Annotated in this window: 10 protein-coding genes; 7 read left to right on the top strand and 3 right to left on the bottom strand. The window is 52.3% G+C overall.

Annotation, left to right across the window (positions count from 1 at the left end):
* Positions 1-17 precede the first annotated feature (17 nt).
* From ACR0I1_RS19610 to ACR0I1_RS19600, 3 genes are all read left to right on the top strand, one after another.
* On the top strand, positions 18-533 hold the full coding sequence (locus ACR0I1_RS19610) for a DUF805 domain-containing protein (protein WP_480707606.1): 516 nt from the start codon (positions 18-20) through the stop codon (positions 531-533).
* 74 nt (positions 534-607) lie between these two features.
* The gene (locus ACR0I1_RS19605; RefSeq protein ID WP_480707605.1) at positions 608-1,378 is read left to right on the top strand and encodes a hypothetical protein; all 771 of its coding nucleotides are present in this window, start codon (positions 608-610) and stop codon (positions 1,376-1,378) included.
* 37 nt (positions 1,379-1,415) lie between these two features.
* On the top strand, positions 1,416-1,898 hold the full coding sequence (locus ACR0I1_RS19600; protein WP_480707604.1) for a hypothetical protein: 483 nt from the start codon (positions 1,416-1,418) through the stop codon (positions 1,896-1,898).
* Positions 1,899-2,367: 469 nt separating this feature from the next.
* Here ACR0I1_RS19600 and ACR0I1_RS19595 read toward each other — a convergent pair whose 3' ends face one another.
* Positions 2,368-2,598 carry a hypothetical protein gene (locus ACR0I1_RS19595; RefSeq protein ID WP_170512780.1) on the bottom strand — a complete coding sequence of 77 codons (231 nt, stop codon included), beginning with the start codon at positions 2,596-2,598 and terminating at the stop codon, positions 2,368-2,370.
* A gap of 1,260 nt (positions 2,599-3,858) precedes the next feature.
* On the opposite strand from ACR0I1_RS19595, the gene ACR0I1_RS19590 reads away from it, so the two are divergent.
* The 3 genes from ACR0I1_RS19590 (at position 3,859) to ACR0I1_RS19580 (ending at position 7,860) form a co-directional block, all read left to right on the top strand.
* Positions 3,859-5,181: a mechanosensitive ion channel family protein gene (locus tag ACR0I1_RS19590; protein ID WP_170567857.1), complete on the top strand. Its 1,323-nt coding sequence runs from the start codon at positions 3,859-3,861 to the stop codon at positions 5,179-5,181.
* Positions 5,178-6,791 (top strand): mechanosensitive ion channel family protein, encoded by a 1,614-nt coding sequence (locus ACR0I1_RS19585; protein ID WP_480707603.1) that lies wholly within the window; start codon positions 5,178-5,180, stop codon positions 6,789-6,791. Before ACR0I1_RS19590 ends, ACR0I1_RS19585 begins: the two co-directional genes overlap by 4 nt.
* 169 nt (positions 6,792-6,960) lie before the next feature.
* Positions 6,961-7,860, top strand: a complete 900-nt coding sequence (locus ACR0I1_RS19580; protein WP_480459834.1) for a hypothetical protein — start codon at positions 6,961-6,963, stop codon at positions 7,858-7,860.
* Positions 7,861-8,139: 279 nt separating this feature from the next.
* Here the strand turns inward: ACR0I1_RS19580 and ACR0I1_RS19575 are convergent, their stop codons facing one another.
* Positions 8,140-11,283 carry an efflux RND transporter permease subunit gene (locus tag ACR0I1_RS19575; RefSeq protein WP_480707602.1) on the bottom strand — a complete coding sequence of 1,048 codons (3,144 nt, stop codon included), beginning with the start codon at positions 11,281-11,283 and terminating at the stop codon, positions 8,140-8,142.
* Between the two features lie 12 nt (positions 11,284-11,295).
* A complete protein-coding gene (locus ACR0I1_RS19570; RefSeq protein ID WP_480707601.1) occupies positions 11,296-12,372 on the bottom strand; it encodes an efflux RND transporter periplasmic adaptor subunit in 1,077 nt (358 codons plus the stop codon).
* 171 nt (positions 12,373-12,543) lie between these two features.
* Here ACR0I1_RS19570 and ACR0I1_RS19565 point away from each other — a divergent pair, with 171 nt between their 5' ends.
* Entirely contained in the window at positions 12,544-13,185 is a 642-nt protein-coding gene (locus ACR0I1_RS19565; RefSeq protein ID WP_480707600.1) for a TetR/AcrR family transcriptional regulator, read from the top strand.
* The last annotated feature ends 282 nt before the right edge of the window (positions 13,186-13,467 follow it).

Raw genomic sequence — 13,467 nt, 5'->3', positions numbered from 1 at the left:
TAAGAAAGGATTGAAAAATGGGATTTGGTGAAGCCGTTAAAACGTGTTTCTCGAAATACTTCCAGTTTTCCGGTCGGGCTATACGCTCAGAATACTGGTGGTTCTTCTTGTTTGTGGTTCTCGTGAGTGCGGCTTTAGCTGTGCTGGATACGATCCTATTAGGGACCAACCCTGAAGCGGGGCAGGGATCTCGGGTTCTGTCCTCTGTTTTTCAACTGGCTGTTCTCATACCTATGCTGGCCGCCGGTTGGCGAAGGCTGCATGATACAGGACGACCTGGCTGGTATTTGCTGCTGCCGATGGCGCTCAGCATTACAACGCTTTTTGTTATGCTGGGTGGCGTGGCGTTCTTTTCGGTGTTGGAGCAAGGGACCGAGAACCCTGACGCATTACGAGGACCCGCGGCAGTCCTGGGCGTGACCGGTATTGTTGTTGTCTCAATTCTTCAATTGGTTCTGTCCATTCTGATGATCTGGTGGTTGACGCGCCCTTCGGAAGAAGGCGCAAACGAATACGGCGAACCTGTTTCCTGACCTGGTTGCCGGGGCAATTGGCCGGAATCTCAGGCTGAATGACAGTGCGAACCGTAACACCATGGAGAGAGAAAATGAGTTTCAAAACGATTTCCACTGGGACGCTAATGATGGTTATGGCGACCACTGCATCAGCGGAGTGGTCGTTCAACTCTGGGCCTATTCCCAATGCATTTATTCAAACCGGAAACATGACGCTGGAACTTCAGTGTAACCGTATTCGCTTTGCTCCGGCTGGATATGAGGACAGCCAGGACATTACGGACAAGCAGGGGCTTTCCATTCGTTTCTTGAAGAACGGAGCCACCGAAGTTGGAGCATTTCAGGTTGGCGCAGAAAACGCTGCCGTACAGATCGTTGATACCTATCCCGTCGAGGTCAGTTTCAATAGTCAAGAGGACTATGGTTTTGTACTGGGCCAGCTTGCGGCCAATGCATCGGTTAACCTGTCGATGATTGATCAAGATGTCAGCTACGGAATATTTGACTTGAAAGGTTCCAGCGCGGCAATTCGGTCCCTTCGTTCCGCCTGCGATTCAGATCCTAGCCAGCGGTCCTACTACGAACCCCCCGAAGGCATCGTCTATTGTGGTGGCGGAGCGATAGAGCGCGTGATCGAACCCGTAATTTTGGACAACTCGGGGGAAGAGTGGGACGCGCGAGTAACAGTCAACGGCGAGTCGATCAGAGCCATGACTGCTTACAGTTACTTCGGAAATTCTGAGCCGCCAGCCGAATTTGTCGTGGCCCTGCTTGGGGAGGACAGGTCCGAGTTTCTGATTTTTAACGAAGGCTCGGCAAACTGGCTGGAATATGGGGACTACCGATATGATCAGTGCAATTGATACCTTGTGCCAACCAGCTTTCCAAATAGCGCGTCAGATGAAGTGTTTGGTCGCCGGGATTGTGCTTGCTTCGGGCCTTGTTTGGACCTCACCAGATGTCGCGGCTGATGTATCGCGCCTTACGCCCGGTTTGCAGGCGAAGGTTGATCTGGCGGCACAGGCCTGCGCGGAATTCAACGACGCTCAATTTGACTTAGATTGGGGTGCGGTTGAGAAGGTCGATCTCGACGGAGACCTACAACGCGATTGGGTTCTGAATGAGTCTGGTTTCGCGTGTTCAAGCGCCGCATCTCTTTATTGCGGGACTGGCGGATGCATGTCGCATTTTTGGGTTGGTGAAGAGGTGCACTCCTTGCTCAATCAAGGCTGGACAGTCGTTGATTTTGGGCGCCAACGCGTTGTTGTGGCAGGTATTCATGGATCCAATTGCGACGGAATAAACCCAACGCCTTGCGTTACGGCCAGTGTTTGGGACGCAGAAGCTAAAACGTGGCGCTCGTCTGCTGGTGATTGGGAGTAAACTGCAATTGGGCACCGTATAAAAGCCTGAGAGCCTGTTTGTTCGATGGGTTCTCTGTAGCATGCAAACTTTTGGGCGAAGTTTCAGCATATTAATTTATAAAATCAATCATATACATGTAGCAGTTTAAACGCACCTACACCCAGTCTCGGAAATTGCAAAATCTTGTTACGAATGTCCGCTTCGGGCTGCAAGCAGGCGAAGGCCGCCGAAGGGCGAAAGTCAGCTTTGTCCGCAATGTGGACATTCGTTGCGATCGAGCGAACGTCCCCATCGAGCCCGAAGCGCACGTATATTTGCGCCTCTAAAAAGTTATTTTGGAACAAAGGGACTAACTATCTAAGTTACAAAACAGAGTTGATCGAAATTGAAGCCTGAAATCGATTATAAGCTTCCTCGATACACAGGGTTCGCGCAGTCACAAACGAAGCCGCCCACAAAGTGGACGGCCTTGAAGTATCGACACCGATCAGTTGGTCAGAGAAGCATTGCACTCACGCGCCGCTTCAATTGCCTTCTTGGTGCCAGCAAGGCTTAATTCGAAGGCAAAATTAGACTCTGGCATTACAATCATGGTTTCGCGCTCCATTACGTCTGTGACGAAGTCGGGATTGTTGGCAATGAGATAACCGCCTTTGTACCCGTCCGCCAAATTAGGTGGCGCCGCTGTTGTATCGCCATAGTATAATTTGTTGTCCATGAGCAGCTAGGCTTTATCATCCTCAAATTCGATGTCTGCCTTTGTAAAAACACCCATGTAGCCAAAATCTTTGTCTGGGGTCAGACCCATTTGAACAACGTTGGTATTCTCATCCACCCGTTCGATCAGGCAAGTATTTCGGCTCTAATCCACAAACATATTCCAGCCGGATTCCTCGCCATAGTTTACGAACTCTGCGTTGTCTTTTGGCAGAATATTTTTTGTCCTTGGCATGTCCTACGGTTGCTCCGCATGCAAGAACGGCAGCGGCAGCAAGGGTCTTAGTTGTCGTTTTCATAGGAACAATCCCATTATAATATTGCAGAATGAAGATATGAGGGAAAACCGAAAACGCGAATCTTCAAACTAAAATGAATGGCTGCGTCCTTTCGAATGGTTTGAAAAGCAGGTGGTAATGAGGCCAACACTTGCGCCATCGACCAAACCAGAAGTAGAAGGTCCAGTCGGTCGCTCTGCAAAATGGAAACTCATTATATCCCCATCCCCCCCAAAAAAAACCCGCATCGTTCGGAGGGAAACCAGGTGAACAACGCGGGCGGTAGTTTTGGGGTGTTGGTGTTACGGTACTGATTGAAAGATGGATCAAAGTTCCCCGCGTCACCTCTATCTGGGATGATGGGCAACGCGGGGATTTAGTCTGACCATGGGACTGGCCAGACTAAGTCGAATGTGCGGTTGGCCGCTGTTAGTCAACCAAGTTGGCATGAGCGCAAATTCTGTTCGCTACAGTCAAAGTTCGTCACCCGCCATCTGCACAGCGCCGCCACGTTTTCTGAAGCGGACGTGTAAGCTGGAATAAACAAGAATTTCTCATGCACGCGAGAGCAAACTTTTTGGCGCGCGTAAAATTACTTGATTTGTTGTATTTTAGATTCAAGTATTCGAATGCGTGGCGAATTTGTATTACCTCTGTTGCTCGCGCATTCGCCAGACTTGTCTGGTTGCCTCCTGGAGACGCAAGTGAGTGGTGTCGCCAGGAGGCCGTTATTCTCGGTTTAATGGGTCTAATGGAAAAGGCTCCCAATTCTACGTGCACGGCAAGTCTATGACCCCTTTGCGGAAATTTCTGTTTCATTCGCAGATCTGTGGTTCCGCGAATTTGAGAGGTTCTCTATATCTACGGCGACCCAAAAATCCGTGGGGTTCGTCACAAGGAAACATTCAAACATAAACATAAGTCTGGATTTGTTGCATCTGTGTATGCTCTCTTCGACCGTTAAAGAAGTAAGGGACAGACAGATGAGACGAGCACTGAGAACGTTGAAGATTTGGTCATTCATTTGGTTCACGGCATTAGCGAGTGCTTTTCCTGCCGGCGCGCAAGAGACTGAGGCCGACCAAGAGGCTGTGGAGGTCGAGAATGACGATCTAAAAAATGCAGTCGTTGATGAGATGATTGCGGCTGACGATCTCGAGATCCTACTTGTTCCCCTAACCGCGGAAGAGCTTTCCCAAGTCGCTGGTACTTGGCAGAGTTATGTGCGCTCTCGGCTCGAAGAAGTCGCGCAAGTAAACTTGCAACTTCGGTCGGCGAGCGGAGCTCGGGAAGACAACTTGCGGTCTCAGTTGTCCTCTTTGAACGACTCTGGATCAGAAACTCTCAACAACTATCGTCTGGTGCTCGAAGCATGGGCCTTGAAAGGCGCGAAGGCGGAAGATCTAGAACCGCATTCTGACTATATTCTCGCGTTGAAAACGGGAGCCCTAAAAACTACCGACCTTCAAACGCTTTTTCAGAACGCTTGGGCCTGGTTGTTCTCGTGGGATGGGGGCGTAGGCCTGCTGATGGCCGGTCTGGGTGTTTTGTTGGCAGTTTGGGCCATGATGTTCATTGCTCGGATGGTGCGCCGGGTCACTGAACGGGGTCTGAACAAAATTCCAACTATCTCCAGAATGCTGAAACGCTTCATTGCCACCGCCGTATACTGGGCCGTTTTCGTCCTTGGTATACTCGTCGTTTTAGCTTTGTTCGGAGTTAACGTCACACCGCTTTTTGCCGTGCTCGGTGGTTTGTCGTTCATCCTAGGTTTCGCATTGCAGGAAACGCTGGGAAACCTCGCAAGCGGTCTGATGATCATGGTCCTCAAGCCATTCGACACTGGCGACTATATCCAAGTGGGCGGTTCATCTGGGTTTGTGGATGAGATGTCGGTGGTTTCAACCAAGATCAGAACATTCGACAACCAGATTATTATAGTTCCCAACAGCAAGATTTGGGGGGATGTCATTACCAATGTAAGTGCATCCGAAGAACGTCGGGTCGATCTGGTCTTTGGTATCGCCTATTCGGACAACGCTGCCCAAGCAATTGAAGTGCTCAAAGACTTGGTTGCGCATCACCAGCTTTGTCTGAAGGCACCAGAACCAGAAATTTTCGTGGGTGAGTTGGGAGACAACTCCGTCAACATCTTCTGCCGTCCATGGTCCAAGTCTGATGACTATTGGACCGTTTATTGGGACCTGACCGGTCAAGCAAAAGAGCGGTTTGATAAAGAAGGCATATCTATACCGTTCCCGCAACGCGATGTGCATATTATTCCCGCAGAAGGAGCAAAATCATGAGGGCTCTTACGCTATGGTTACTGCCTCTTCTATTTTCCTGCACTGTTGCGCTTGCTCAGTCTGAAGAAATCCTCGCACCGGCTGAAGAGAGAGAAGATCCCGAGTTTATTGCGCCGGTGATAGTGGATGGCGAAGAATTGTTCGTGGTTCGCGGTTCAAGTGCGCTGCCCGCAACCGAACGAGCGAAAAAAATTGAGGAGCGGATCGCTCAAGTCGCCAATGCATCCACGAAAGCTTCAGTACAGCTTGAGATTTCGGACGCCGAATTTGGGAAAATGATACGCGTTGACGGGCAGATGGTTACGATCACCACCCAAGCTGATGCTGAGCACGAACAAATGGTTATTGAAGTTCTAGCTGGGCTTCAGTCCGAAGCGATTGAGACTGCAATCCTTCAATACCGAGATGCTCGGTCCAATGAGGGCCGAGTAGATAGTGCGATGGCTGCCTTTGCTTGGACAGCAGTCTTTGCCCTCACTTCTTATGCGTTTTTTGCGAAACGGCGAATGTTATTAGACTACTTTAGAAACATCTTGGAAAAGAGAGCTGAAGGTGTTGAAGAAGCCACGAAATCGCTCTTGAGAAGCAGGGCAATCGCGTCGATTATCGTCTATTCAATACACATATTGATGTGGGTCCTGTTTCTGTTCTTTTTCTACTACTACCTTTCATTGGTGCTGCTCTCCTTTGCCGAGACCCAGGGCATTGCCCAGATCCTCTTGAAGTATGTCAGCGAGCCGCTCGTAACCGTCGTTTTGGCAATTGTTGAATATATCCCCAACTTGATCATGCTCGCAATCATTGCAGCTGTGACACGGTTGGGAATTCGAGGCCTCGATCTTTTTTTTGACAACGTCGAGAGCGGCGCTTTCCAACTGAAAGATTTTGAAGATCATTGGATTGCACCAACAAAAATGCTGTGCAGGGCTTTGCTGATTGTGATCGCGCTGGTGTTTGCCTACCCTTATATTCCCGGATCTGACTCTCGAGCCTTCCAAGGCCTGACTATCCTTGCCGGCATCATGGTATCGTTAGGGTCGAACACGGTCGTCTCGAATATGATGGCCGGTCTGTTTGTCATCTATAGACGCAGTACCAATGTCGGTGATCGAATTCAGGTTGGCGACAAGATTGGGGATGTAACCGAGATCAAACTGATGGAAACACTCATTAAGTCGATAAAGAACGAGATGATTAGCATTCCAAATGCACAGCTGCTCAACTCCGAAGTCGTAAACTATTCGCGCAAAGTGGATGGTCGAGGGCTGTTGGTTCACACGACAGTAGGGATCGGATACGAGGAGCCACCAAAGAAAATCAAAGCGATGCTGATAGAGGCAGCTCATCGTACTCAAGGGTTAAGAAAGAACCCTGAACCTTTTGTGCTTTGGACGCAGCTGGCTGACTACGCAATCAATTATGAGATCAACGCATACACTTCGCGCGGATCGAGCTTGCCTAAGATTTTGTCCGATTTGCGCGAAAACATTGTCGATGTGTTTAATGAAAACGGAACACAGATAATGACACCGTCGTACATTGCGGACCCGCCGGAACCCAAAGTTTCGTCAGAGGAATGGGACGGCAAGCTTGCTCATCACGCTGAATAAACTGCATTCAGCTATAGGTTATCAGTGTCAGTGCTTAAGCTTCGTATTGTATAAATATGTCATTGAGTAGCCATGTCTCCGCAGTCCACAGAGCCGACCATTAGGGACTTGAAACGCTCGTTCAGGAATGGCAACTCAAAAGGAATCAGCGTCACGTGGGAAATGCCATATGAAAAACCTTTTTCTAACGTGCTGCTTTGGAGCTATTTCTCTAGGATTTGCAGCATTACCTTCAGCCGCGCAGCCTCGGCTAGGTTGGGCGTATCAGGTTGATGGGCTTGCTGCGTTTCAAGGGGACGCGGATTTGAGTGACGGCGGTGAATTCTCTGCAAGCCGAGCATTTCTACGTGCTACCGCACTTTACAATCTGGAAGGAGGAAACTCCATTGGGCTTTCAACCAGCTTTGGCAAGCTGGATTATAGCTTTAGTCAATCGAACAATCAGCCATGGGAGAACATCCGTGACTTGCGCGTTGCTGTTCCCATGCGATTTCGTGCGAGCGATACAGCAACAGTTTTTGTGTCACCACAGATCAGGTGGGATTATCAAATTGGAGCTTCCGCATCTGATGGTAGGACCTACGGTGTTTTCGCGGGTATTGCTTGGCAACTTAACGAGCGCCTGACGATAGGACCGGCCTTTGGCGCGTTCTCTCAATTTGACGATGGTGGTACAGATTTTTTTCCGGCCCTGCTGATCGATTGGGACCTAAATGATCGCTGGAACTTGAACACTGGCTCAGGGATTGGAGCGACACAAGGCCCCGGGTTGACCCTGAGCTACACGTTGACTGAGACCATAGATCTTTCCTTAACCGCACGATCGGAGAGAATTCGATTCAGGTTGGATGGGGAAGGTCTCGCGCAGGACGGGGTGGGCGAAGACAAGAGTGTCCCCGTCGTACTTTCCGTTGGATACAACCCAAATCCTGGAGTTTCATTGAGCGTATTTGCAGGCGCAGAATTTGACGGCCGCCTGACGCTAGATGATGCGAATGGAGCGGAAATTAGTCGTCAGACCTATGAAACAGCGCCATTGGTTGGGCTGGCGTTTAGGGTCAGGTTCTGATCACAGCATTGAGCCTGTTTGCCAATTGTGCGCGGAGTTATTATTTGCGTCTGAGTTCGAACGTCCGCTTTGTCCGCAAAGAGGTCTGTTAGCTGGAACGCAGCGAAGGTCTGCACCGAGCCCACTTTGACCGATGCTGCGCGATGCCCCAATTACAGCAATACGCAGAAACCAGACTTTGCAAAGTCCGGCGTGCGGCCCATAACAGAAAGTGAACCCCGCTTCGAACAACGACGGCTTTGAAACATACCAATTTGCAAGGAGAAGTAGTCTCGAACCTCACTCTGCCACAAGCGCAACAATAGCTTCTTGAGGCTGGGAATGCTGGTTGTTTGCCTCAAGCGGTTGGTCAAGCTTTCCACGATGCACCAGGGCGAACATTGGCGGAGTGAAATAAAACGATACGACAGTCGACAACAGTACGCCCCCAGCGATTGCAACGGCGAATGGCGGCCAAAATGCTCCTCCAGCTATGATCAGGGGTAGGAAACCACCAAAGGTTGTGACCGTTGTCGAGATGATATGCCGACTTGAACCAGTCACAACACGCGCCATCGCCACCCGGTCGCCTTGGCTCGCGTCAACGTCTTGTTGCAACCCGGTTAAAATTATTATCGCCGCGTTGATCGAAACCCCGATCGAGCCGATGACACCGATAATCGCCGTTATTCCGAACGGGAATTGCATAACGGCCAGCGACAGTATTGAAAGGCCTGCAGACAACACGCACACGACCAAGGTCACGAGCGTCAGCCGGAACGAGTTAAAGGTGAGGACGATGGTCGCAATGGAGAGTGTGACAATCAATCCAACAGAGGCAAGCAGATTGCCCACGGTGTTGGATCGGGCATCACTGTCGCCACCTAAGGACATCGAATAGCCTTGCGGCAACACAAACCCGGACGCATTAAGCGCTTCTAGTACGTTTTGCAACGCCTCTTCGGGTAAAACACCGGGGACGATAAACGCTTGGATAGTGTTTTCGCGCACGCCGTCCGTTCGGGTTATGACGCTTTCCGCTGGTTCGATCACCGGCCTGGCTAGTTCCGACAACGGCACAGCAGGGAAAACACTTGTGGCGGATACGGCGGCAGCATTGGGCAGCAGGATGGGCATACTGACAATGGCGCTTAGGTCTGATCGCACCTCGTCACCCAGTCGAACACGCACCGGCAACTGTTCGGTCCCTTCAATCAGTGATCCACCGGTAATGCCAACAAGCGCCGTGTCCAGCTGACCAGCTATATCCGCCACATCCAGTCCCAGCAGACGCGCCTTGACCTCATCAATCTCGAACCGGATTTGAGGGTTGCCGCCGTTCACGCTGGCGCGCGCCTGGGTTACCAGATCGAGATTGGCCATGACTGAACGCACCTCGTCGCCCAGATCACGCAAAACCGTGATGTCCTGCCCCTGAATTTTGACTTCAACCGGTGCGGCGACCGGAGGGCCCTGAACAAGACTGCGAACGATGATCTGCGCATCAGGAAAGTCGGTATCCAGACGACTCTGCAACGTTCCAACAAGGCGGGCGGCGTCGTCTGCCGTGCCGGTCGTGATCATAGCTTGTGCAAACCCAGGCTCTCGTGAGCGGTTTCCAACGATGTTGTAGTAGAATGCTGGGCCGGACTCTCCGACGGTCCAGTAGACACTTTTGACGCCGTCGTCAGCCAGCAGCATTTCATCGATTTGGCGGGCGGTTGCTTCGGTGGTGGCAATTGACGTTCCACCCGGCATGTCTACTTCGATATAGAATTGGTTGCGATCGACGCCCGGGAAGAATTGCGCGGTCAGCGTTGGAAAGGCCGCAAAGCCAAGCACCGGCAAGATCAATGCCAACGCGATAGATCGCACCGGATTGGTGACTGACAATCGAATTGAGGCCTCGAACATACGGGCAAGTGGCGGGATGCTGATACCGCGGCTCAGCATTCCTGCGTCTGGGCGATCGGACAGTAGCCAGCCCGCAATCGCCGGAGTCACAGTCAAGGCCACAACCAGGGACCAAACAAGCATCAGCACCACGGCGATAGCGATGGCACCGACAAAGTCGCCGGCGGGTCCCGGCAGCAAGATCATCGGCGTGAAGGCAAGCGCTGTAGTGACGGTCGACGCCAGCAAAGGCGCGGCCAACCGGCGAACAGCATCTCGCACGGCTGAAAGTCGCTCCATCCCATCCTGCAGACGACGTCGAATTTCATCGGTCATCACGATGGCTGCGTCAACAAGCAGACCGAGGGCAACGATCAGACCCGTCACGGACATCTGGTGAATGGGCAAACCGATCATGTTCATCGTCGCCAGGGTCGCCAACGAGACAACCGGTAAAACCAAAGCCACGATCGCGGCTGCCCGAACACCTAACGTAACAAACAAAACTGCCACAACCAGAGCCACGCCAATGGCCATGTTGACCCCAACCTCTGACAAACGATCCGTCGTGTACTGGCTTTGATCAAACAGCAGTATTTCCTGCATGCCCAAAGGTACCGCTGCGGCGCCGGCCTCAAGCTCATCCCGTAGAAAGCCTGTCCAGCGGTCGATCTGCACGCCGTCCTGCGCCAGAATTCCGACCAAAACGGAGGGCATCCCGTTGGCAAAAGCGATTGAGGACTGCGGTTCGCGTGCGCCCCGGTCTACGCTGGCAATATCGCCGAGCTGCACCACTGCACCGTCCGCGTTTTCACGCAGGACGATGCTCCGAATACGATCCAGACTCTCAATTTCTCCGCTGACGCCAATGGTTAGGTCGACATCGGATTGCAGCCGCCCAGACTGAACCTTCCCATCTGCTTCGGCGATCCGCTGGGAAATCTCGGCGGCGCCAAGCCCAAGCGCAGCGGCCTTGTCCATATCGACACTTACGAGCACCTCTTCCTCTGGCTGACCGAAATAGTCGACGGCTCGTGTCGCAGGTATCGCGCGCAATCTGTCACCCAATGCTTCGGCATGACGAGACAGCAAAGTTATCGGGAAGTCGGGGTCCTCGGCCGCAACTGCAATGACAGCGGAATAAGCAGCAATACCTTCGGCATCGAATTCCGGTGGCAATACTCCTGCCGGGAAGTTCTGGCGCGCATCTTCCACGGCGTCCCGAGCCTCGGCCCAAACCTGCTCAATGGTGGCTTCGTCTAGTGTTTCCAGCAATTCAACAGAAACGACCGACACGCCCGAGCGGGAGACAGAACTGATCTCATCTACCTCGGCGATCTTTCGCAGTTCTTCTTCGATTTCTGCGGTAACCAGTGCTTCAACCCGTTCGGGGTCTGCGCCAGGAAATTGCGTGGTTATGGTTGCGAAGAGGTTGGTGATCGTGGGGTCTTCCTGTCGCCCAAGCGATAGGAACGAAGACAGCCCTGCAGACACAAGCACCAAAATGATGAGGGCAACCAGCCGGGGATGGCGAAAGGTAAGGGTTTCCATCAGATCGCTCCGTTACTCGCCAGTGTCGAAGGCGACGCGCTGACCAACGCTCACCCGCTGCGGACCCTGATCGATCAGGACGGTGCCTTCCGGAAACGCGCCACGCACAAAGACGCGGTCGTCTTCGGCATGCAGCACTTCGACCGTCGCCAGGCGCACAGTCTTTTGCGCGTCGGCAACCAGCAGTGTCCATTGCCCGCGCGTTCCTTCCTTCAGCGATGTTGTGGGCACCCAGGTTCCCGCACTTTGGACAGGATCGAGTACATGCACACGTGCGGTTTGTCCGAAAGCAACGTCGGGAGCGTTTTTCAGATCGAACAGCGCAGTGCGGGTTCGGGTCACCGGGTCAATATCGGGCCGCAAGGTTGCAAGCTCAGCCCGGTAGCTTTTAGCTGATATTTCGATCTCAACATCAGCCAGAAGCGCCGGATCAACATCGAGAGGAACACCAATCCGAACCTGCGGCGACACGACCTCGACCATTCCCAGAACCTGCTCGCCCGAGCGCAGAGTTTCGCCACCGTCCACGTGTCGCGCGGTTATTTGACCGGCAAATGGGGCCTCGATGCTGGATTTCTCAATCCGAACGGTAACATCGCGGAGGGCCGCATCCAACTCGCCAATTCTGGATAACAATTCATCTTGCTGAGAAACGGCTTCGTCCAAACGGGCTTGACTGGTAAAGCCTTGTTCAATGAGTTTCGCGTTTCGCTCGACCGTCTTTCTTGCAAATGCAAGCTGGGCTGCAATGGCATCGCGTGATGCTGTCAGACGGTCGCGTTCGACCTCCAGCAGTGCAATGTCCAGTGTCGCAAGAAGTTGACCTTTGGCAACCTTGTCACCCTCATCCACCAGAATTTGATCGAGCGTCCCGTTCAGCTCGAAAGAGATATCTGCCGAACGCTGAGGTTCGACCTGCCCGATGAACACACGGTCGACCGTGTAAGCGCTCTCGGACGTTATCGGCGTCACGGATACCGGGGTCACAGCGGCGGCATCCGGTGCGGGCACCGCCTCCGCTCTACGGGTGAGCTCGGATGCGCCAAAGTGAACGGCGGCCGCTGCAACGGCTATAAAACTGACGGTCACTCCCAAACGCACAGTGCCGCGTAACACACGTGCAAATAGGCTCGGTTTGGTCGCTTCAGTAGATGAATTGGCAGGATTCGGCATTTGGGGACCCCATCAAGTTAGCGTCTCTAACATATGTTAGAAGTTCTCACTTTGACAAGAGATACGTGATCTGGCACATGTTGGATCATGAGCAGCACCGAAAAAAATCATTCGACTAGCAGACAAACGGCTGGTCTTTCCGTCAGCAAGAAAGCCTATCATCACGGTGATCTCCGCGCTGCACTGATCGAAGCAACCCGACAGTTGGTAGAAGAAAAAGGTCCGGACAGTTTTTCCGTATCCGAGGCGTGCAGACGCGCGGGCGTATCGACTGCGGCACCTTACAAGCACTTCAAAGACAAGACAGAAATGCTGGTCGCCACTGTCCTTGAGGGAATGGATCGGCACCGAGACAAAATGCTTACTTCGCTGGAAGGCGTTCCTGAAGGATCTCCCGAGCGCATTACTGCCATAGGGATGGAGTATATTGCCTTTGCGTTAAATGAGCCCGGGATCTTCAGACTGAAATTTGGCGGCTTCACAGACCGCATCGCGGATCCCCGGCTGGAGGAAGGCGGCCAGCAAAGTTTCGGGATTCTTTTGACTGAAGTAGCAAAATGTCTCGGTGAACCGGGAATCACAGACGAAGTTCGCCGCCGTGGTTTTTTGTTGTGGAGTTTCGTGCACGGGCTGTCCTTCATTTTGCATGACAAAGGGCTTGCGGAGAAAGGTGAAGAATTCGATCTTCATACCCTTCTTGAGGACGTTTCGGAAAGAATGCTGAGTTGAGCGTTCTCACACTAAAACGAATTCAACCAAGCACTCATAGCAGACGATCTAAGCCGCTGTCACGCCTGCGCCTAAACGATTGCTCTGGTTCACATAGAAGACATTTTTGGAAAGCGCCGCCAATGTCGGCTATCCAGAATCGCAAGGTCTCGTCGTGAATGTCGGCTTCGGGTTGAGCCAGTATTACAAGTTAGGGTGTACGGCAGAATCTTGAACGCAAAACAATCTATATGTAGGCCGGAGTTATGCACGCGCGTTTGTTAGCTTGGAATGTCCGCAGGC

Source organism: Ruegeria sp. B11 (assembly GCF_056539785.1).
This window is presented reverse-complemented; position numbering and strand designations above follow the sequence as displayed.

Coding starts and splice junctions, on each gene's coding strand:
- ACR0I1_RS19610 (WP_480707606.1), top strand. CDS start 18: ATGGGATTTGGTGAAGCCGTTAAAACGTGTTTCTCGAAATACTTCCAG.
- ACR0I1_RS19605 (WP_480707605.1), top strand. CDS start 608: ATGAGTTTCAAAACGATTTCCACTGGGACGCTAATGATGGTTATGGCG.
- ACR0I1_RS19600 (WP_480707604.1), top strand. CDS start 1,416: ATGAAGTGTTTGGTCGCCGGGATTGTGCTTGCTTCGGGCCTTGTTTGG.
- ACR0I1_RS19595 (WP_170512780.1), bottom strand. CDS start 2,598: ATGGACAACAAATTATACTATGGCGATACAACAGCGGCGCCACCTAAT.
- ACR0I1_RS19590 (WP_170567857.1), top strand. CDS start 3,859: ATGAGACGAGCACTGAGAACGTTGAAGATTTGGTCATTCATTTGGTTC.
- ACR0I1_RS19585 (WP_480707603.1), top strand. CDS start 5,178: ATGAGGGCTCTTACGCTATGGTTACTGCCTCTTCTATTTTCCTGCACT.
- ACR0I1_RS19580 (WP_480459834.1), top strand. CDS start 6,961: ATGAAAAACCTTTTTCTAACGTGCTGCTTTGGAGCTATTTCTCTAGGA.
- ACR0I1_RS19575 (WP_480707602.1), bottom strand. CDS start 11,283: ATGGAAACCCTTACCTTTCGCCATCCCCGGCTGGTTGCCCTCATCATT.
- ACR0I1_RS19565 (WP_480707600.1), top strand. CDS start 12,544: ATGAGCAGCACCGAAAAAAATCATTCGACTAGCAGACAAACGGCTGGT.